This window comes from Halolamina sediminis (genome assembly GCF_001282785.1).
In the GTDB taxonomy this organism is placed as follows: Archaea; Halobacteriota; Halobacteria; order Halobacteriales; family Haloferacaceae; genus Halolamina; species Halolamina sediminis.
Genome location: NZ_CVUA01000001.1, coordinates 1,790,668 through 1,809,074, shown reverse-complemented (window position 1 = coordinate 1,809,074; position 18,407 = coordinate 1,790,668). Strand labels below are relative to the sequence as shown.

Sequence of the window (18,407 nt, the reverse complement as noted above, 5' to 3'; positions counted from 1 at the left end):
CCACCCCGACCATGGACGCGGCAGTCGTCGCTGACGACGTGACCAAACGCTACGGCGACCTCGTCGCCGTCGACGGCGTCTCGCTGTCGGTGCCCGCCGGGACGGTGTTCGGGCTCATCGGCCCGAACGGCGCGGGGAAGACCTCCCTCGTACGCTGTCTCACCGGCACGACCAACTACGAGGGCGAGGTGTCGCTGCTCGGTAGCTCGCCCGAGACCGTCGACCGATCGTGGATCGGCCTGCTCCCGCAGTCGTTCTCCCCACCGGAACGCCTCACCGTCCGGGAGCTGCTGGGCTACTACGCCGACCTCTACGACGAGGCCCGCGACGTGTCCTCGGTTATCGCCGAGGTCGGCCTCGACGAGTCGGCGGGCACGTGGTACGAGGAACTCTCCGGCGGCCAGCAGCGCCGGGCCTGCGTGGGCATCACGCTCGTCAACGATCCGGACGTGCTGTTCCTCGACGAGCCGACCACCGGGATCGACCCCGCGGGCCGCCGGGACCTCTGGACGCTGATCGAGGAACTCGCGGCCGCGGGGACGACGGTCGTGCTCACCAGCCACTCGATGGACGAGGTCGAACGGCTCGCCGACGAGGTGGCGATGCTGGCCGACGGCGAGGTCGTGGCCGAGGGATCGCCCGCCGCGCTGATCGCGGAACACGGCGGCGAGTCGCGCCTCGAAATCCGGACCGAGGCCGGTGCCGACCCCCTCGCTGACCACGGTTTCCGCGTCGAAGCGTCCGCCGGCCGGCTCACGCTTCACGACGTCGACGCCGCGGAGATCGACGACGCGGTCGACGTGCTCGCGGCCGCCGGGATCGAGTACGAGTCGTTCACTTGGACGGAACCGACGCTCGAGGACGTCTACCTCGAACTCACGGGTGAGTCGTTCCGTGGAGACGGCGTCGCGGGGCCCGCAGAACCCCCCGCCGAGGCGGAGGTGGAGCGATGAGCCGCTTCGGCCGGATCGGTAGCGAGTGCCGCGCGGGCGCGAAGGCGTTCCTGCGCCGGCGCACGGCGGTGTTTTTTACCTTCTTCTTCCCGGTGATCATCGTGCTGATCTTCGGCGTACTCGTGGGCACTCAGCCCACCGGCGGCGGGCTGTTCGCGGAGCCGCCGGGCTACTACCTCCCCGGCTACCTCGCCGTCGTCGTGCTGTTCACGCCGCTGTCGCGGGTGGGCAGCGAGTTCGCGCGCCACTGCGAGGGGAGCCGCTTCGAGAAGCTGGCGACGACGCCGCTGCGCCGCTGGGAGTGGCTGCTCGCACACACGCTCGTGAACGTGTTCGTGATCGGCGCCGCCTCGCTGCTGATCTTCGGCCTCGTGGTCGCGCTCGTCGACGCGCAGATCGCCGTCGGCGCCCACCTACTGTTCCTGATTCCCTTCGTCGCGCTGGGCGTTGCGCTGTTCTGCGGGCTGGGGGCGGTTCTCGGCCGACTGGCAGACTCACAGGACGGCGTCATCGCCGCGAGCAACTCAGTGGCGCTTCCCCTGCTGTTCCTCTCGGAGACGTTCGTCACCCCGGCGCTACTACCGACGTGGTTCCGCCCGATCACGAACCTCTCGCCGCTAACGTACTTCGCTCGCGGCGTGCGATCGCTGACCTACACGGGCGCCCAAACGTCGGCCGGCGTCGATCCGGTCGCGCTCGCACTGGGAGATCTGGGTATGCTCGCGGCGCTGTCGACGGTGTTCTTCCTCGCCGGCGCGTACGCGGTGCCGCGCGGCGACTGACGGTTGTCGCCGACGGCCGGGTGGACGCAGTCGACGGGATTTATGTCCTCGACGCGACCAACCGGGGTATGGTCGACTCCGACGCCGATCTGCCCGACGGAACCGGCGGAATCGTCTTCTTCCGAACCGAGAACCGCGAGACGGTCGTCGACTGGTACCGCGACGTCGTCGGCGCCGAGACATGGCTCGAACAGCCGGGCTGTACGATCCTCTCCTTCCGGGGGTTCCGGTTCGGCTTCTGTGGCGGCGAGGAGACGGAGACCGAAGGGATCCTGACGTTCGTCTACGACGACGCGGCGGCCGTCGACGCGATGCACGAGCGCGTCGGCGATGCTGCCGACGAGGAGCCCCACGAGAACGAGACGTACGACATCTACCAGTTCTTCGCGAGCGATCCCGACGGCCGGACGGCGGAGTTCCAGACGTTCCACTGATCAGTCGACTTTCCTGATCCGATCGGCCCGCACCGGAACGCCCGGCGAGTAGTGTGCTAGCGGCGCCGTGTCGGGGCGCTCGAACCCGTTGGCCTCGAAGAAGTCCGTCGAGCGGAGGTCGAGGTCCGCCTCGTAGAGATCCCACGGCGGGTGGGCGACGTCGCCGTAGAAGAGGCTGGGGTCGGTTCCGTCCCGCTCGCCCACGTCCCCCTCGGCGAGGTAGAACCGGTAGTTCTCGACGAGGAACTGTTCGAGCGTCCCGTCTTCGGGTCGGAACCGCTCGCCTACCGGGCCGTAGGTGGCGTCGAGGTGGGCGTCCGGAACGCCGGCGTGGGCGCGGTGGCTGGCCAGCTCGATCGTCCGCTCGTGGGGGCCGGTCTCGCCCGGGGCCTCACTCGCCCGGTCGATCTCCATGTGGGCGGTGTAGTAGGGGAGCTGGTAGAACTGCCGGGCGATTCTGACGCTCAGCCGGTCGTCGGCGTCGAGGTTGAAGAAGTAGATCCCCTCGCCGCCGTCCGGGCCCGCGACGTACGTTCGGAGGTTCGCCTCGCCGAACGTGAGCCCGAGCGGTGTTGGAACCCCCCGCGGCCGGATGTCCTCCATCACGAACGCGATGATCCCCAGCCACGCGCTGCCGTCGTGGGTCCGGGCAGTGAGCCCGGCCGGGAGCCGGTCATCGACGACCGCGGCGTCGACGGGCCAGTGGGCGAACAGCGCGTCCCGCCAGCCCATCGAGAGGTAGTGACGCTCCATACCCGGCGTTCGGCCGCCTCGCCTTTCCCGGTGTCGGCTGTGGGTGTGTGACGGGTACGCGGGTCTGTGGCGACGCACACCGTGCAACTCGCCCCCACCCCCCGTCGCAGACCGCCACGTTTTACCGGCCACCTGCGGAACGGGCGACATGGATCAACTCCGCCGGTCGCTTCTGGAGGCGCCGATCATCGAGAAAGGCGAGTACCAGTACTTCGTCCACCCGATCAGCGACGGCGTTCCGACGCTGGAGCCGGGGCTGCTCCGGGAGATCGTGATCAAGATCTGCCGGAAAGTGGAGCTCGAGGACGTTGACAAGATCGTCACCCCCGCGGCGATGGGGATCCACATCTCGACCGCGCTCTCGCTGATGACCGACGTGCCGATCGTCGTGATTCGCAAGCGCCAGTACGGGCTGGAGGGTGAGGTGTCGCTCTCCCAGCAGACCGGCTACTCGGAGTCGGAGATGTACATCAACGACGTGGAGGCCGGCGACTCGGTGCTCGTGATCGACGACGTGCTCTCGACGGGTGGCACGCTCTCGGCGATCTGCGAGGCGCTCGACGGCATCGGCGCCGACGTGACCGACGTGGTGGCGGTGATCAAGAAGGCCGGCGAGAACGAGCTCGACGGGCAGGTCGACTACAAGACGCTGATCAACGTCCGCGTCGAGGACGGCGAGGTCGTGATCGTCGACGAGAACGGCGACGGGTAGGCCGACAGTCACGCTTTAGGGACTGCTCGTCCAGTTGTCGTGTGTGTCGAGATTCCCGGATCCGGTGGACCGCTGGCTGACCGTCGAGCGGCCGGTGACCTACTGGTCGTTCTGGGCAGCGATTCTGCGGCTCGTGCCGCTGCTGGCGGTAATCTTCGTGCTCGTGCTACTCACTACGAGCCCCTCCTTTACGCTCCGTTCGTTCGCGCCGGTGCCGTTCGTGTTCGTGGCCGCGACGTTCGGCTACGCCGTCCGTGCGTTCGACGGCGTCGGCGCCCTAATCTCCGCGCTCTCGGCCGTCGTGTACGGCTTCCTCCTCGCGCTCGACGGGATCGGCGCGACGCTGTTGCGCCAGCCGACGCCGCTGCTCTCGGTGCTGGCCGTGCTGACGTTCGTCGCCCTGCTCGCCGGCTTCGGCTCGTCGACGCTCCACGGTCAGGGCGGCGACGCCGAGCTCGAAGCGGCACGCAAGCGCTGGAAGGAGTGAGCTACGCTTGCTCGTGGGTGTGGTGATAGAAGTCGATCCGGGCGGTCGCGCCGACGGTTACCGGCTCGAAACAGACACGTGCGTAGCGTTCGGTCGCTTGTAGCGACACCATCACTCCCTCGGCGTGGCGGGAGACCGAGTCGTACGCCGCGCCACAGACGGGGCAGTTCGCGGGGGCGTCTTCCGGGACTTCCACAGCCCCCGGTCGTGGCTCCGGCTACTTCGGTCTACTCTCCGTCCGCTTCGCGACCGTGGGGGTCGGCGGCGTCGGGATCGCTCACCGCCGGATCGTGCCGACGGTACCACGCCGTGATCTCCTCCAGCCGGTGGATCGCGCGGTCGGGGTCGCCGATGTTGTGGTGTTCGTCCTCGTAGACGACGAGCCGACAGTCCGCGCCGGCCTGCTGGGCCGCGACGTAGAGCTGTTCGGACTGGGAGGGCGGACAGCGCCAGTCCTGCCCCCCGGCGGCGACGAGCAGCGGCGTCTCCACGCTCCCGATATCCGTGATCGCCGAGGAGGCGTCGATGTCCTCGGGGTTCTCCCACGGGTAGCCGTACTCGTTCTCCATCCAGATGTGGGAGTCGTCGGTGCCGTACGCCGAGCGCAGGTCGTAGATGCCGTGTTCGGGCGCCGCGGCGGTGAACAGGTCGGGGTACTGCGTCACCAGGTACCCCTGTGCGATCCCGCCGTAGGAGAAGCCGTAGCCGAACACACGATCGGGGTCGGTCCAGCCGCGGTCGACCAGCGACTCGATCCCGGCGGCGATGTCGCTGGCCTCGACGGTCCCCCACTGGCCGTGAAGCGTCTCGCAGAACTTCCGGCCGAACGAGGAGCCGCCGCGGTAGTTCGGTCGGAACACCAGATAGCCGCGGGTGGTGAGTGCCGCGTGGGCGAAGCTGAACGTGGGCTCGTCGTAGGACACCGGCCCGCCGTGGATCGCACACACCGTCGGCGCCGGCTCGGACTTCCCGGGTTCGTACTCCGGCGGATGGTACAGCACGCCCGAAATCTCCCAGCCGTCGTTCTCGAACGTCACGCGGCGGACTTCGGGCATCTCGTACTCCTCGGTGAGCTCGGCGTTCACCTCGGCCAGCTGCGTGAGCGACTCGGGCTCCTCGTCGGCTGCGAGATCGTCGACGGGCAGGGCGTAGGGGTCGTGGCCCTCGCTGGGGTGGGCGAGCCCCATCGCCGCCGTTTCGCCGCCGATCGAGAGGCCGGCGACGGCGCGATCGTCGCCCTGGGCCTCGAACGTGCGTTCCCAGTCGGCGTCGGCGGCGTCGCCAGAACGCTCCGCGTTCTGGCTGGCTAACGAATCGCTTCGCGATTCGTGAACGTCACACCGAATCAGCCGCGTCCGGGCTTCGTCGCCGACCAGCGTGTAGAACGTCTGGTCGTCTACCCACTCGAACGACGCGCCGCGTGCGAGCGTGCGGTCGAGATCGCCCGTGACCGAGACGTGCTCTTCGCCGTCCCAGACGCGGGCCTCGGTCGGGATACACCAGTTCTCGTCGTCGCCCGCCGAGAAGGCGAGGCGCTCCCCGTTGGGGGACCACGTCGGGCTGTTGCAGCTCAGCCCGCCGTCGGTGATCGCCGTCGCGTCGCCGCCGTCCGGGGAGACGGTGAACACGTCGGTCTCCAGCGTGCTGTCGGGGTCGTCGCCGCGGTAGGAGACGAACGCGATCTCCCCGCCGGCGCCCCAGTCGGGCTGGAGCCCGCTCAGCCCCTCGAACGCGCCGCGGCCGTAGGCGTCCTCGAGCTTCCGTGCGGAGTCGGCGTCCGCGGCGTCGTCGCCGCGCACCGCGTCCTCGCCCACCACGAACAGGTAGCTGGTGACGGTGTCGAGGTAGCCGGCGCCGTCGAGTTTGTGCTGGACGCGCTCGGTCTCGACGGGCCCGCCGTCGCGGCGTTCGTCGAGGTAGGCCGATTCGGCCTCGGTCGGGTCCCGGGCGGTGACGACGATACGCTCGCCGTCGGGCGCCCAGTCGAACTCACGGACGCCCTCCTCGAACTCGGTGATCTGCTGGGCGTCGCCGCCGAGTGCGAGGTCGAACACCCAGAGCTGGGAGTTCGGTTCCTCGTCGCTGCCGCCGCCGGCACCGTTCGGTCCGGCTTCCTCCTCCTCGTCCTCTTCTTCGTCCTCGTCACGGCCGACCCGGAGGTCGCTGTCCTCGTCGCGGGCCGCGAGGAAGCCGAGGCGGTCGCCGCCGGGCGACCATTGCGGCGATCCGGCACCGGAGACGCGGGTCAGTCGGTGGGGATCGCGACTGCCGTCGGTGGGGACGACGAACAGCGACGACACCGGTTCGTCGGCGTCGGGGTCGGACTCGGTAGTGGTAAAGGCGGCGCGGTCGCCGTCGGGGGAGACGGCGATCTCGCCGATCTGCGTGAGGTCGTAGTACGCGTGGAGCGGGAGTTCGCTCATGGGGCGGCGTTTACCCGGAGCGCGAAAAGCGTTCGGCAAGCGGAAGCGCGGGCGGCTACCCTTCGCCCTCGTTCGGTGGCTCGTCGCCCTCGTCGACCGGCGACTCTCCCCCGCCACCGCCGCGTATCGACCTGTCACCGACGACGTAGCGCTTGAACACCAGTCCGAGGCCGAACAGCGGCACGCCGAACGCGATCAGGTACGGGAGGGCGTACGCCAGCCCGACTACCGCGGCTCGGAGCGCGACTACGGCGCCGTCGACGGATTCGAGGAACGCGGCGATCACGCCGGTGTCGTACCAGTTCTCGGTATTGACCGGATCGTCGGGGCGTTCCTCGCGGAGTTCGACGGTCACCGTGGCGTATGCGACGCGGTTCTCAAGCGACTCCAGCCGGGCCTCGATCGACTCGATCTCGCCCTGCACGTCCGAGAGCTCGCGTTGGACCGCCAGCACGTCCTCGGTGTCGTTGGCCTCCTCGTACAGCTCGCGGAGCCGATCGCGCTCGGCGCGGAGGTTCGAGAGCCGGGCTTCGAGGTCGGCGTGCTGACCGGTCACGTCCTGTACGTTCTCCTCCTCACGGACGACGGTGCCCTCAGCCCGCACTTCCTCGAGGAACGCGGAGTAGTTCTCCGCGGGCACGCGGTAGGTGAAGCGGCCGTCGCGGTAGGTCGCGTCGTCCCAGTCGTTGCTCGTGATCTGTGAGTTTCCGACGTAGCCGCCGTGGGCCTCGGCCGCGGTCGAGAGGTTCGACCGGCTCGGCTCGAACTCGTCGACGCGGACGGTGAGCTTGGCGGTGTAGATCCGCATCCGGTTGCTCGCGGACGCGCTCTCGCTGTCGGCCTCCGCGGCCGTTCCGGTCGCTTGCTGGTACTCGGGCTCGTCGCCGCCTAGCGCCGCCTGCGTGGCGCCGTCGCCGGGGTTCCCCCCGCCCGCACAGCCCGCGAGCACGAGCAGGAGCGCGACCCCGACGGCGGCGAGCGGCCGTTTGCCTCGCATACCCGTCTCTCTCGGCGGAACTCGCTAAAGGGTTGGCTAACCACAAAGAGCCGTTTGAGTTATCGACGATGGCTCTCGCGCCGTCGATTTGGTGTGACACGATCACGGCAATAGTTCCGTCGTCGCGGGACGGAACCCGCGACGGGTCACGCGCCGTGGTCGGTATCACTCCCCGTCGAGTCGCCCCTTCTCGTCGTCGACGAGGCTCGGGTGGGTTCGCTGGCGCTGCTCGTGTGCCTCGGCGAAGTACTCCCGCATCGCCGCGCGGGACTCCGCCCGCCGAGCCGCACACTCGGCCTCGCCGATCTCCTCACAGCCCGGCGGCACCTCGCGGTCGCGATCGGTGAAGTACCCCTCCGGAGTCACCCAGTCGTGGTAGAACGGCGTATCGGAGTCGTGGATTAGCGTGATCGCCGTTCGCGCACCGTCGCCGGCCGCGACGACGGCCTGGTGGTAGCGCTCGGCGAGCCGACCCGCCGCGTAGAGCCCGTCGACGCCGGTCCGGCCGTCCTCGTCCTCGAGGAACTGCTTGCTGCCTGCCGACCGGATCGCCGGGCCGACCGGGTCGAGGTAGTCGGTGTTCGACCACGAGGCGGCGATCACCTTCTCGGCGCGAACCTCGTCGCCGTCCTCGGCGACCGCAACGAACCCCTCGCCCTCGGCGTGCCGAAGCTCCGTGATCCGGCCGGCGACCAGATCGACGCCGTTTCTCGTCGCCTGTGCGTGGAGCATGTCGGCGAAGAGTCGGGGGTTGACGCCCGCGGGAAACCCCGGGAAGTTCTCCAAGTGGGCGTTCCGGCGCAGGATCGACTCCCCGCCGTCGTACACCAGCGTGTCGAGCCCCGCGCGAGCGGTGAACAGCGCGGCGGTCAGGCCGGCGATCCCGCCGCCGACGATCAGCAGTTCGCGGCGCTGTGGCTCCTCGTCGTTCGCAGTCTCGCTCGAATCGGACATGCCCGCTGGGAGCCCCCACACGGGGTTAGGAACTTCGGAGTTCGGGGAGGCCGTTCCGCCCGACCCAGAGCACGACGTTCGCGCCGACCAGCGCGTAGATGAGGTAGCCGTCGCTCAGGATGCCCATACAGACCACCGCCCCGGCGATCAGCACGGGGAACGCGGAGAGGCTCCCGTCGCGGTCGTGGGTGATGGCTGCCCACACCACCGTCACCGCCGCGACGGCGCCCAACAGCGCGTTTCCGAGGAGGAAGGCGCTCGCCAGGAACACCCCCGCTGCGACGGCCGCCGTCAGCCACTTGGTCGTGGTCTCCACTACCCGACGTTTCTCGGTCGCGGAGGAAAGAGTTCCTACTCCCCTCCGCGGTGGCGAACAGGCGGTGCTTCCCGGCCCGGAGCGACACACCGCACAGGCGCTCCCCGCCCCGGGCGTCGTTCAGACCACGGCGCCGCTGCTCGCGGGATCGTACTTGAAAATCGGGGCGGCGGGATCGGTGCTGCCGGCGGTCAGTCGTCGTCGGCGTCGATGTCCTCTTCGAGCATGTCCGTGCGCTGGGCGGCGCGTTCGCGGGCGCGCTGGACGAACTCCTCCGGCAGGTCGTCGATCTCGCCGGCCTGGACGCCCCAGAGCTTCGCGTAGAGGCCGTCGGCTTCGAGCAGTTCCTCGTGATCGCCGCGTTCGACGATCTCCCCGTCCTCGAGCACGAGGATCGTGTCGGCGTCCCGCACCGTCGAGAGCCGGTGGGCGATCTCGAAGGTGGTGCAGTCCTCGCTCAGGCGGTCGAGGCTGCGCTGGATCAGCATCTCCGTCTCCGTGTCGACCGCGCTGGTGGCCTCGTCGAGCACGAGCACGTCGGGGTCCTGCAGCATCGTCCGGGCGATCGAGAGCCGCTGCTGCTGCCCGCCTGAGAGCTTCACGCCGCGCTCGCCGATCCGGGTGTCGTACCCCTCCGGCAGCGACTCGATGAACGCGTGAGCCTCCGCGGCCTTCGCGGCCTCGACGACCGCCTCGCGGTCGGCGTCGAACCGGCCGTACCGGATGTTCTCTGCGACGGTGCCGTCGAACAGGAACGTCGACTGGGAGACGTAGCCGACGTGGCTCCGCAGCGTCTCGAGGGATAGCTCGCGCAGGTCGTGACCGTCGATGCGCACCTCGCCGTCGACGGGGTCGTACAGCCGCAGTAGCAGTTTGAGCAGCGTCGACTTCCCGGCGCCGGTCGGGCCGACCAGCGCCACGTCCTCGCCGGGCTTGGCCTCGAAGTCGACGTTCTCGAGCACCATCTCCTCGGGCCCGTCCTGCTCCACGTCGGCGTAGCCGAAGCTCACGTCGTCGTACTCGACGCGGCCCTCGACCTCGTCAAGTTCGATCGGGTCGTCGGTCTCGGTGATCTGGGAGGGGATATCCATTAGCCCGAAGATGCGCTCGGAGGACGCCTTGGCGTTCTCGTACTGGTCAATGATGTTCGACACCTGCGCCAGCGGTGTGACGATGCGCTGGGTCATCAGGACGAACACCACCAGATCCCCGCCGCTGAGATCGCCGCTGAAAAACAGCGGCGGGCCCTGAAACACCCAGAGCCCGCCGACGATGAACGTCACCGCGAAGGAGAGTCCCGCCAGCAGCTCCATCCCGGGCCGGTAGATGTAGCTCAGCCGTAGCACCGCCATCGTGTCCCGGAAGTAGCGCCACGACGCGTTCTCGACGCGGTCGCTCTCGTAGGACTCGGTGCCGCTGGTCTTGACCAGTTCGACGCCGGCGAGCGCGTTCTCCAGCCGCGTGTTGAGGTTGCCGACGCTCGCCCGTCGGTCGACGTACCGAGGCTCGACGGCGCGCATGAACCACATCGTCAGCCCGACGATCGCGGGGACGACGACCAGCGTCACGAGCGCCAACTGCCAGTTCAGCGAGAACAGGATCATCGCGATCCCGACGATCATCACCGTCAGCCGGATCGAGTTCTGAAGCCCGTTGTCGAGGAAGTTCTCGAGGTTGTTGGCGTCGTTGTTCAGCACGGACATGACCTCCCCGGTCTGCTTGTCGTCGAAGAAGGTCATGTCCAGCCGCTGCATCGTCTCGAAGCTGTCCGTCCGGACCGCGTGCATCACGCGGTGGGCGTAGTTGTTGGCGGCGATGCCGTACAGCGTGGTGAACACCGCGGTCACGACGAACGAGCCCAGTATCAGCTCCACCGAGAACCAGAACTGCGCGGTGTCGGTCGCCGGGATCCACGCCCCCGGGAAGAACGGAATCGTGAACGCGCTGGTGTCCTGGAACACGCTGTCCAGCGCTGCACCGAGGACCACCGGCGGCAACAGGCTCGCCGACCGGGCGACGATGTTGCCCATCATTCCCAGGATCAGCCAGCGTATCCGTCCCGCGCTGTACTCCGTGAAAAGACGGTAGAGCGGCCGCTCGACGCGCTCCCGGTACACGTCGAACACGCTCCCCTCCTCCGCACTCATTACGAAGCGAAACCCCGCGCCACCGGAAGAACCCATCGAAGCCGGGTGCTGTAACCGGCAGCAGCTGCCGGGATCGCCCGGAACGGAGGGTAACGTCGCCGATCCGCGCTACCGGCGTGGCGGTACCACGACCACCGAAGCTATACCCCTCCCGCCGCGTGGGTGGGGTATGGAGCGGCTCGCCGTCGAGACGGTCGTCTACCGGCCGGTCGAGGAAGTGTACGAGTTTCTGGAGGCGTTCCCGGGGTACGCGAACTACTCCGAGTACCTCGACCGCGTCGACGAACTCGACCCCGGCCCCGGTGAGTCCGCGCGCTACGCGCTGCGGTTCTCGTGGTGGAAGCTCGAGTACACCGCGCGGTCGGCAGTGATCGAGACCGTCGAGAACGAGCGCATCGAGTGGGAACTGCTGGGCGATTTCGACGCCGGCGGCCGCTGGCTGGTCGCCGAGCGGTCCCTCCCAGAGGACGCCCCCGACTGGGCCGAGACGGCGACCGGGGTCCGGTTCGAAGTCGCGTACGCCCCCGAGACCGCCCACAGCGGGCTGATCGACCTCCCTTCGCTGGTGTCGCTGGGCTGGGTAGTCGAGAAAGTGAAACCGAAAATCGAGTCGGAGGCTCGAACCGTCGTCGAGCGGGCCGTCGCGGACCTCGAAGGCGAGCCACGGTCGGTCGAACTCACCGTGGAGACCGGCACAGACACGGCGGGCTCTGCGTTCCCGGCCGAAGAGAAAACGTGATACGGTGGGAAACAGTGGCTTTCGACAAGTGACCTACTCGTGCGCGTAATCATCGTTGGCGCCGGCCAGGTCGGTGAGAGCATCGCTGCCGACCTGAGTGACGCCCACGACGTCGTCATAGTCGAACAGGACCCCGACCGCGTCGAGGAGCTCAACTACAGCCTCGACGTGCTCGCGATCGAGGGCGACGGCACCAGCCTCAGCGCGCTCGAAGGGGCCGATGTGGCCGACGCGGACATGGTGATCGCCTCCACCGACAACGACGAGACCAACATCGTCGTCTCCTCGACAGTGAAGGCGATCTCCGACGCGTTCACCATCGCCCGAGTGAAAAACACCGAGTACCTCCGGACGTGGGAGCGCTCACGAAAGGCGTTCGGCGTCGACTTCATGGTCTGTACGTACCTGCTGGCCGCGGAGTCGATCGTCCGCGTCGTCGGGCTGCCCGCCGCCCGCGACGCGGACACGTTCGCCGACGGGCGCGTCGAGATGGCGGAGTTCGACGTGGGGGCGAGCTCGCCGATCGCGGGACAGTCGGTCGCGGCGGCGGACACGTACGACTCGCTGACGTTCGCGGCAATCATCAGGGAGGAGGAGCTGTTGATCCCGACCGGGACGACCACCATCCGCGCCGACGACCGCCTCGTGGTGATCGGGACGCCCCGAAGCGTCCGACGGTTCGCCGGCGACGTCGCGCCCGAGGAGGCCGCCCTCTCCGGCGAGGTGGTGATCGTCGGCGGCAGTGAGATCGGCTACCACGTCGCCAGACTGCTCTCCGAGCGCGGCGTCTCCGCGCGCCTGCTCGAACAGGACGCCGATCGGGCCCGCTGGCTCGCCGAGGAGCTCCCGGACACGATGGTGATGGAGACTGACGCGACCGACATCGAGTTCCTCGAACGCGAGCACATCGGCGACGCGGAGGTGATCGTCTCCGCGCTCGACTCCGACGAGAAGAACCTCCTCGCCTCCCTGCTGGCCGAGCGGGTCGGCACCGAGCGCAGCATCGCCGTGATCGACCAGTCGGAGTACGTCGACCTGTTCGAGGCGGTCGGCATCGACGTGGGCATCAACCCCCGCGAGGTGGTCGCCGAGGAGATCACCCGGTTCACCCGGACAGGCGGCGCCGAGAACGTCGCGCTGGTCGAGAACGGGCTGGCGGAGGTGCTGGAGGTCGAAGTCGACGAGGACAGCCCGCTGGTGGGCAAGCCGATCCGGGAGTCGATCCAGCTGCTCCCCGCGGACGTGGTGATCGGCGCCATCACCCGCGGTGGGGAGTACGTCGTCCCCCGCGGCGGGACCGAACTCGAAGCCGGCGACCACGTCGTACTGTTCGTCGAGACCGAGCACGCCGACGAGGTCTCCGCGGCGCTGTGACAGTGAGCCCCCGCCGGGGAGCGCCCCCGAAACAGTAGCTTGAAGCGCCGAACGCATCTCACCCCGAAACAACCGTGTCGATACGCGTCGATTACCGCGCCAGCCTGAGCCTCGTCGGGACGGTACTGAAGTACCTCTCCGTCCCGCTGCTGCTTCCGGTCGTCGTCGCGCTGCTCTACGGCGAGACGCTCGCACCGTTCCTGCCCACCATCGCGATCACGCTGGCGGCCGGGTGGGGGCTCGAACGGCTCGCCCCCGACCCGGATATCGAGCGCCGTGAGGGGTTCCTGATGGTGGCGACCACGTGGATCGCAGTCGCACTCGTGGGGACAATCCCGTACCTGATCGAGGCCCACGGCATCCCGCTGCTCGTGGAGCCCGTCCACCCCGGATCGACGCTCGGCAACCCCGTGAACGCGCTGTTCGAGTCGATGTCGGGCTTTACCACCACCGGTGCGACCGTGCTGGGGAACATCAACGTCACTGACCACACCCGGGGAGTGATGATCTGGCGCCAGCTCACCCAGTGGCTCGGTGGGATGGGGATCGTCGTGCTCGCGGTCGCGATCCTGCCCGAACTCTCCGTGGGCGGCGCGCAGTTGATGGACGCCGAGGCGCCCGGCCCGGGGATCGAGAAGCTGACGCCGAAGATCGCCGAGACCGCGCGGGTGCTCTGGGGCGCCTACCTCGCGATCACGGTGGTCGAGATCCTGCTGCTGTACGGGCTCGACCTCGCCGGGATGGCCGGCCCGAACATGGACGCGTACAACGCCGTCGCTCACGGACTGACGACGATGCCGACCGGCGGGTTCTCGCCGCAGGCCCGCAGCATCGAGGCGTTCTCGGCGGCGGTCCAGTGGGTGATCATCCCGTTCATGGTGATCGCGGGCACCAACTTCGCGCTGATCTGGCAGGCGATCGCCGGCTCCCCCCGCGAGCTGTTCGAGGACACCGAGTTCCGGGGTTTCCTCGGCGTGATGGCGGTGCTGACGGCCATCGTCTCCGGGCTGCTGTTCACCGGCGGGTTCGCGTCTGGCGTCCCTGAGGGCGCGACGTTCGACGCTGCCTACCTGTCTGAGACCGTCGCCGCGATCAGCGGCAACCTCGAACCGACTGTTCGCCACGCGCTGTTCCAGACCGTCTCGATCGTCACGACCACCGGCTACGCCAGCATGGACTTCGACGTCTGGGCGCCGCCGGCGCAGTACGCGCTCCTGTTCGCGATGTTCGTCGGTGGCTCCGCCGGCTCGACCGGCGGGGCGATCAAGATCGTCCGCTGGATCGTCATCGCGAAAGTACTCCGCCGCGAGCTGTTCACGACCGCCCACCCCGAGGCGGTTCGGCCCGTCCGGCTGGGCGGAAACACGCTCGATGACCGCGCGGTTCGGGGGATCATGGCGTTCACGCTGCTGTACATCACGATCTTCTTCCTCGGGGCACTGCTTCTGTTCCTCGACGTCGCCCGCGCAGGCCTCGACTTCACGGTGCTCGAAGTGATATCGGGGACCGCTTCGACACTCGGCAACGTCGGGCCGGCGTTCTACCGCCTCGGCCCGATGGGCGGCTACATCGGCTTCCCCGACAGCTCGAAGCTGTTCATGGTGGTGCTGATGTGGGCCGGCCGGCTGGAGATCATCCCCCTGTTGGTCTGTCTGGTGCCGGAGTACTGGCGGCGCTGAGGGGGACTACTCTCCGTCGCCGTTCCCGTCGTCACCGTCCTCAGCTTCGGCGGCCGCCGCAGCGTCGAGATCCTCGATCTCGGAACCCGGCGCGTTCAGCTTGAACCGATCGACTGCGTCCTCGGTTTTGGACTTCTCGGCGTACCCCTCGCTGCCGGTCGCGACGATCTGGCCGTTGCGGTGGCGGAGCCGCCAGCGGAACTCCCCACCCTGATCCTCGTACACCTCGAACGACGCGCGGCCGATGTCCAGCACGTCGGCCTCCGGCGCGTACTCCCGTACGCGTTCGACGGCGTCCTCGACGCTCGATTTCCGGCTGTACCCCTCGCCGCTGTCGGCGACGATCTGCCCGTTGGCGGACTTGAGCCGCCAGCGGTGCTCGCCGGCGCTATCCTCGTACGTCTCGAACGTCAGTTCGTCGAGCCCCCCGCGGACGCGGTCGACCGCGCGGCGGGCGTCGCGGCGGCGGGTGTACCCCTCGCCCCCGTCGCCGAGGACGTTCCCGTTCCGGTGGACGAGCCGCCAGCGCCACTCACCGGCGACGTCGCGATAGATCTCGAACCCGGTCGGGTCGAGGCGCAGGTACTCCGCGGGACCGGCGTACTCCTGGACGCGCTCGATCGCGTCGCGGGCGCCCGACCGCCGGCTGTACCCCTCGCCGCCGTCGCCGACGATGTTGCCGTTGTCGTGGCGGAGCCGCCAGCGGAACTCTCCGCCCTTGTCCTCGTACAGCTCGAACGTCGTCTGGCTCTCGACGACCTCTGGCGGCTCGAACGTCTCGCCCGGCTCGGCGAGTTCGTCCTCGGACTCGACGCGCAGCAGCGTCGCCCCGAGCGCGTTGCGCCGGACGCTCTCGAGCCCCTTCTGTGCGTTGTGCCGCTGGCTGTACCCCTCGCCGCTCGTCGCGACGATGTTGCCGTTGCGGTGGCGGAGCCGCCAGCGGAACTCCCCGCCTTTGTCCTCGTACAGTTCGAACCGCGCCTGACTCTGCCGGAGCGACCAGAGCCGCGCGGCGAGGTCAGCTTCGTCGGCCTCGGCGTCGGCGAGCTCCTCCGACATCGCCGTGACCGCCCTGCCCAGCGACGCCGCGGCGTCGTTCGACGCCGCCAGCTCGCTCCGGAGCGCTGCGACCCGTGCGGCGAGGTCGGCCTCGTCGGCGGCACTGTCTTCGAGCACGTCGTCGAGCTCGGCGAGTTCGCGCCGGAGGTCGGCGGCCTCGTCGCCCCGGCCGGAGAGCAGGGGAACGAGCACGCCGCCGGCCCCGATGGCCAGCAGTCCGAGCCCGTAGAGCCCGATCACGACCGTGTTCCCGTTCCGGACGGACCATTCCCCCGGGAACACCGCGACGAAGTAGGCGACGCCGATCGCCGCGACCGTGGCGCCGACGGCGACCAGCGTCGTCGCCCGCGGTTGGAGCGGGAGCCGGATCACCGGCCCCACCAGCAGGAGGATCAGCCCGACGCTGATCCCGACCAGCGAGAGCTGTCTCAGTCCGCCCCGGGGCTCGCTGGCGAGGAAGAGCAACACCCCCGCCACGGCGAGCACCAGTCCGACAACGAACAGCCAGTACCCCCTGACCTCGTCGTCGGTGGTCGGGTCGCCGATCCGCCGTCGGTACACCGATCGCAGCGTCCCCTCGTCGGTTCGTTCAGTTGACATCGTCGACTGCCATGTTTCTCCCCTGACGGCTTATAAGTATGCGAGCGAAACGTCGGTAGCATCAAGTGTCGGGCGCTGGCAGCACCGGTCGCGTGAAGAAGGGCTCTCGGTCGGTCCCGTCGCGGTAACCCCGTCGGGCCGGTCGGCCTGCCGACTGTGGACGCTCGTCGCCGCGCCCGGTGAGGCCGGGGGCGGACGGGCGTCGCGCTTTCGGTACTCGGTGCCACGCCCCGCCGTGAGCACCCGCTTTCTCCCGCCGGTCGGCGTGGCTCGTCCCGCTCGAACACCGACGAGTCCGACGTTTCCCGAATGCACGCACACCCGACGCTACGACAGCACCGCACGCCGACCGACACTCCACGCCGACGCTCGTCCCGAACCGCCAGCCGGACGGGAGCCCGGCGATGACCGGGCCGCTCGAACTGGCCGCCGGGGTCGCGGACGGCCCCGACAGCTACCGGTTCCACACCGCCGACGGCGCTGCCTCGCCCGCCTCCTTCCGCACCGACGAACTGGTCCTGCTCCGCTCGCTCCACGGCGCCGCTCCCGGCGACCACCTCTCGGTCCAGTCGAACTACGGCGTCGTGGGGGTGGGGATCGCGGCCTCGGCGGTATCCGTCCGGATGACCGAGGCCAGCGCCCGCCGGGCGACGCTCTGCCGGCGGAACGCCGCCGAGAACGGTGCCGACGCCCACACGGCGGTTGTCGCCGACCTCGGCCGCCTCACCCAGCGCTACGACACGGCGTCGTACGCGCCGGAGAGTCACACTCCGATCGCGCTCGGCAAACAGCGGATCGCCGACGCGCTGGCGACGCTCCGGCCGGGCGGTCGGCTGTTCGTCGCCGCCACGGACGGAGCGGGCGGCTCGCGCTACGCGGACTGCCTCCGTGAACTGACCGGCGGCTGCCGGACCATCACCTCGACCGACGGCTGTTCCGTCTACGTGGCCGAGCGTCCGGCCGAGTTCGAATCGCCGCAGTACGTGGAGCCGACGCGGTTCACCGCCCGCGTCGACGGCGTCCCGTTCCCGCTGGTCACGCTGCCGGGGATGTTCGCTGCCGGCCGCCTCGATCACGGGACGCGGCTGCTGGCGGCCACGGCGGCGGTCGACGACGGCGACCGCGTCCTCGACCTCTGCTGTGGCGCCGGCCCGCTGGGGATCTACGCGGCACGGACGGCCGACTGCTCGGTCACGCTGACCGACGACAGCCGGATCGCGACGCGTGCCGCGACCTGTAGCCTTCGGGCGGCGGGCGTCGATGGCGGCGTCGTCACCGCCGACGGCGTCGCGGGGGTCGCCGACGAGCGCTTCGACCGCGTGCTCTGTAACCCTCCGACTCATGCAGGGGACGGCGTACTCTCGTCGCTCCTCGGCGGCGCGTCCCGCGTCCTCACGGGCGACGGCGTGCTTCTCGTCGTCCACCACCGCGATCTCGACCTCCGGCCGCATCTCCGTAGCTACCGCTCGGTGAGCGAGCGGGCGACCGGCGAGGAACACGTCGTCGTCGCGGCGCGGCGTTAGGGGCTCGGCGTCTGCACCGTCGAGAGGTACGCGGTGAGGTCGGAGGTGGTGATCATGCCGATCAGTCCCTCGGTGTCGTCGACGACGGGCATGTGGTGGAACCTCGCCTCGATCATCCGGTCGGCGATCGTCCGGATCGAGTCGCCGGCTTTCGCGGTCTCGACGTCCCGAGTCATGTACTCCTTCACGGGCGTCTGGTCTTTGGGCTTCTGCCCCGCGACGATCGACACGAAGTCCGTCCGCGTGAGGATCCCCTCGAGGGCACCGTCACCGTCGACGACGACGACCGATCCGATGTCGTTGTCGAGCATCACTTCGGCGGCGTCCTCGACTAGCGTGTCCTGTGTGACGGTTTTGACGTCGGTGCTCATCAGGCTCGCGACGAAGAGGTCGTCGGTCTCGTCCATGTGAATACACAGCACGACACGGCGGATAACCCTTCCCCTCTCGGGCGATCAGTCGGGTCATGCCGGCC

Annotated in this window: 18 protein-coding genes; 9 read left to right on the top strand and 9 right to left on the bottom strand. The window is 69.1% G+C overall.

Going from position 1 to position 18,407, the window contains the following annotated elements:
• The first annotated feature begins 11 nt into the window (after nucleotides 1-11).
• The 3 genes from BN1959_RS08995 (at nucleotide 12) to BN1959_RS08985 (ending at nucleotide 2,169) form a co-directional block, all read left to right on the top strand.
• Nucleotides 12-953, top strand: a complete 942-nt coding sequence (locus BN1959_RS08995) for an ABC transporter ATP-binding protein (RefSeq protein WP_053948342.1) — start codon at nucleotides 12-14, stop codon at nucleotides 951-953.
• Nucleotides 950-1,735, top strand: coding sequence for an ABC transporter permease (locus tag BN1959_RS08990; RefSeq protein WP_053948341.1), 786 nt, complete (start codon nucleotides 950-952; stop codon nucleotides 1,733-1,735). Before BN1959_RS08995 ends, BN1959_RS08990 begins: the two co-directional genes overlap by 4 nt.
• Nucleotides 1,736-1,803: 68 nt before the next feature.
• Nucleotides 1,804-2,169: a glyoxalase/bleomycin resistance/dioxygenase family protein gene (locus BN1959_RS08985; protein ID WP_053948340.1), complete on the top strand. Its 366-nt coding sequence runs from the start codon at nucleotides 1,804-1,806 to the stop codon at nucleotides 2,167-2,169.
• Here the strand turns inward: BN1959_RS08985 and BN1959_RS08980 are convergent, their stop codons facing one another.
• The gene (locus BN1959_RS08980; protein ID WP_053948339.1) at nucleotides 2,170-2,922 is read right to left on the bottom strand and encodes a YqjF family protein; all 753 of its coding nucleotides are present in this window, start codon (nucleotides 2,920-2,922) and stop codon (nucleotides 2,170-2,172) included. It abuts the gene before it with no gap.
• A 148-nt stretch (nucleotides 2,923-3,070) separates the two neighbouring features.
• On the opposite strand from BN1959_RS08980, the gene hpt reads away from it, so the two are divergent.
• Nucleotides 3,071-3,634 (top strand): hypoxanthine/guanine phosphoribosyltransferase, encoded by a 564-nt coding sequence (gene hpt / locus BN1959_RS08975; RefSeq protein WP_053948338.1) that lies wholly within the window; start codon nucleotides 3,071-3,073, stop codon nucleotides 3,632-3,634.
• A 43-nt stretch (nucleotides 3,635-3,677) separates the two neighbouring features.
• On the top strand, nucleotides 3,678-4,121 hold the full coding sequence (locus tag BN1959_RS08970) for a hypothetical protein (RefSeq protein ID WP_053948337.1): 444 nt from the start codon (nucleotides 3,678-3,680) through the stop codon (nucleotides 4,119-4,121).
• A 1-nt stretch (nucleotide 4,122) separates the two neighbouring features.
• Here BN1959_RS08970 and BN1959_RS08965 read toward each other — a convergent pair whose 3' ends face one another.
• The 6 genes from BN1959_RS08965 to BN1959_RS08940 form a co-directional block, all read right to left on the bottom strand.
• Complete coding sequence (locus BN1959_RS08965) at nucleotides 4,123-4,317, bottom strand: hypothetical protein (RefSeq protein WP_053948336.1); 195 nt, start codon at nucleotides 4,315-4,317, stop codon at nucleotides 4,123-4,125.
• 31 nt (nucleotides 4,318-4,348) lie between these two features.
• Nucleotides 4,349-6,544 carry an alpha/beta hydrolase family protein gene (locus tag BN1959_RS08960; protein ID WP_053948335.1) on the bottom strand — a complete coding sequence of 732 codons (2,196 nt, stop codon included), beginning with the start codon at nucleotides 6,542-6,544 and terminating at the stop codon, nucleotides 4,349-4,351.
• A gap of 55 nt (nucleotides 6,545-6,599) precedes the next feature.
• Nucleotides 6,600-7,541 carry a DUF4349 domain-containing protein gene (locus tag BN1959_RS08955; protein ID WP_079978648.1) on the bottom strand — a complete coding sequence of 314 codons (942 nt, stop codon included), beginning with the start codon at nucleotides 7,539-7,541 and terminating at the stop codon, nucleotides 6,600-6,602.
• A gap of 165 nt (nucleotides 7,542-7,706) precedes the next feature.
• Nucleotides 7,707-8,495 carry an NAD(P)/FAD-dependent oxidoreductase gene (locus BN1959_RS08950; RefSeq protein ID WP_053948334.1) on the bottom strand — a complete coding sequence of 263 codons (789 nt, stop codon included), beginning with the start codon at nucleotides 8,493-8,495 and terminating at the stop codon, nucleotides 7,707-7,709.
• Between the two features lie 25 nt (nucleotides 8,496-8,520).
• A complete protein-coding gene (locus BN1959_RS08945) occupies nucleotides 8,521-8,811 on the bottom strand; it encodes a hypothetical protein (RefSeq protein WP_053948333.1) in 291 nt (96 codons plus the stop codon).
• Nucleotides 8,812-9,002: 191 nt separating this feature from the next.
• Nucleotides 9,003-10,958, bottom strand: a complete 1,956-nt coding sequence (locus BN1959_RS08940; protein WP_053948332.1) for an ABC transporter ATP-binding protein — start codon at nucleotides 10,956-10,958, stop codon at nucleotides 9,003-9,005.
• A 169-nt stretch (nucleotides 10,959-11,127) separates the two neighbouring features.
• Between BN1959_RS08940 and BN1959_RS08935 the strand changes: the two genes are divergently transcribed.
• From BN1959_RS08935 to BN1959_RS08925, 3 genes are all read left to right on the top strand, one after another.
• Nucleotides 11,128-11,697: an SRPBCC family protein gene (locus BN1959_RS08935; protein ID WP_053948331.1), complete on the top strand. Its 570-nt coding sequence runs from the start codon at nucleotides 11,128-11,130 to the stop codon at nucleotides 11,695-11,697.
• A gap of 39 nt (nucleotides 11,698-11,736) precedes the next feature.
• Complete coding sequence (gene trkA, locus BN1959_RS08930) at nucleotides 11,737-13,071, top strand: Trk system potassium transporter TrkA (protein WP_053948330.1); 1,335 nt, start codon at nucleotides 11,737-11,739, stop codon at nucleotides 13,069-13,071.
• Nucleotides 13,072-13,145: 74 nt separating this feature from the next.
• Nucleotides 13,146-14,750 carry a TrkH family potassium uptake protein gene (locus BN1959_RS08925; RefSeq protein ID WP_053948329.1) on the top strand — a complete coding sequence of 535 codons (1,605 nt, stop codon included), beginning with the start codon at nucleotides 13,146-13,148 and terminating at the stop codon, nucleotides 14,748-14,750.
• A gap of 6 nt (nucleotides 14,751-14,756) precedes the next feature.
• Here the strand turns inward: BN1959_RS08925 and BN1959_RS08920 are convergent, their stop codons facing one another.
• Nucleotides 14,757-16,409, bottom strand: coding sequence for a YegP family protein (locus tag BN1959_RS08920; protein ID WP_053948328.1), 1,653 nt, complete (start codon nucleotides 16,407-16,409; stop codon nucleotides 14,757-14,759).
• Between the two features lie 404 nt (nucleotides 16,410-16,813).
• Between BN1959_RS08920 and BN1959_RS08915 the strand changes: the two genes are divergently transcribed.
• Nucleotides 16,814-17,932, top strand: coding sequence for a methyltransferase (locus BN1959_RS08915; protein ID WP_053948327.1), 1,119 nt, complete (start codon nucleotides 16,814-16,816; stop codon nucleotides 17,930-17,932).
• On the opposite strand, the gene BN1959_RS08910 is transcribed toward BN1959_RS08915, so the two are convergent.
• Nucleotides 17,929-18,339: a CBS domain-containing protein gene (locus BN1959_RS08910; protein ID WP_053948326.1), complete on the bottom strand. Its 411-nt coding sequence runs from the start codon at nucleotides 18,337-18,339 to the stop codon at nucleotides 17,929-17,931. The genes BN1959_RS08915 and BN1959_RS08910 overlap by 4 nt on opposite strands.
• Nucleotides 18,340-18,407: the final 68 nt, after the last annotated feature.

Coding starts and splice junctions, on each gene's coding strand:
- BN1959_RS08935 (WP_053948331.1), top strand. CDS start 11,128: ATGGAGCGGCTCGCCGTCGAGACGGTCGTCTACCGGCCGGTCGAGGAA.
- BN1959_RS08910 (WP_053948326.1), bottom strand. CDS start 18,339: ATGGACGAGACCGACGACCTCTTCGTCGCGAGCCTGATGAGCACCGAC.
- BN1959_RS08950 (WP_053948334.1), bottom strand. CDS start 8,495: ATGTCCGATTCGAGCGAGACTGCGAACGACGAGGAGCCACAGCGCCGC.
- BN1959_RS08955 (WP_079978648.1), bottom strand. CDS start 7,541: ATGCGAGGCAAACGGCCGCTCGCCGCCGTCGGGGTCGCGCTCCTGCTC.
- BN1959_RS08915 (WP_053948327.1), top strand. CDS start 16,814: ATGACCGGGCCGCTCGAACTGGCCGCCGGGGTCGCGGACGGCCCCGAC.
- BN1959_RS08990 (WP_053948341.1), top strand. CDS start 950: ATGAGCCGCTTCGGCCGGATCGGTAGCGAGTGCCGCGCGGGCGCGAAG.
- BN1959_RS08960 (WP_053948335.1), bottom strand. CDS start 6,544: ATGAGCGAACTCCCGCTCCACGCGTACTACGACCTCACGCAGATCGGC.
- BN1959_RS08920 (WP_053948328.1), bottom strand. CDS start 16,409: ATGTCAACTGAACGAACCGACGAGGGGACGCTGCGATCGGTGTACCGA.
- BN1959_RS08980 (WP_053948339.1), bottom strand. CDS start 2,922: ATGGAGCGTCACTACCTCTCGATGGGCTGGCGGGACGCGCTGTTCGCC.
- BN1959_RS08995 (WP_053948342.1), top strand. CDS start 12: ATGGACGCGGCAGTCGTCGCTGACGACGTGACCAAACGCTACGGCGAC.
- BN1959_RS08940 (WP_053948332.1), bottom strand. CDS start 10,958: ATGAGTGCGGAGGAGGGGAGCGTGTTCGACGTGTACCGGGAGCGCGTC.
- BN1959_RS08985 (WP_053948340.1), top strand. CDS start 1,804: ATGGTCGACTCCGACGCCGATCTGCCCGACGGAACCGGCGGAATCGTC.
- hpt (WP_053948338.1), top strand. CDS start 3,071: ATGGATCAACTCCGCCGGTCGCTTCTGGAGGCGCCGATCATCGAGAAA.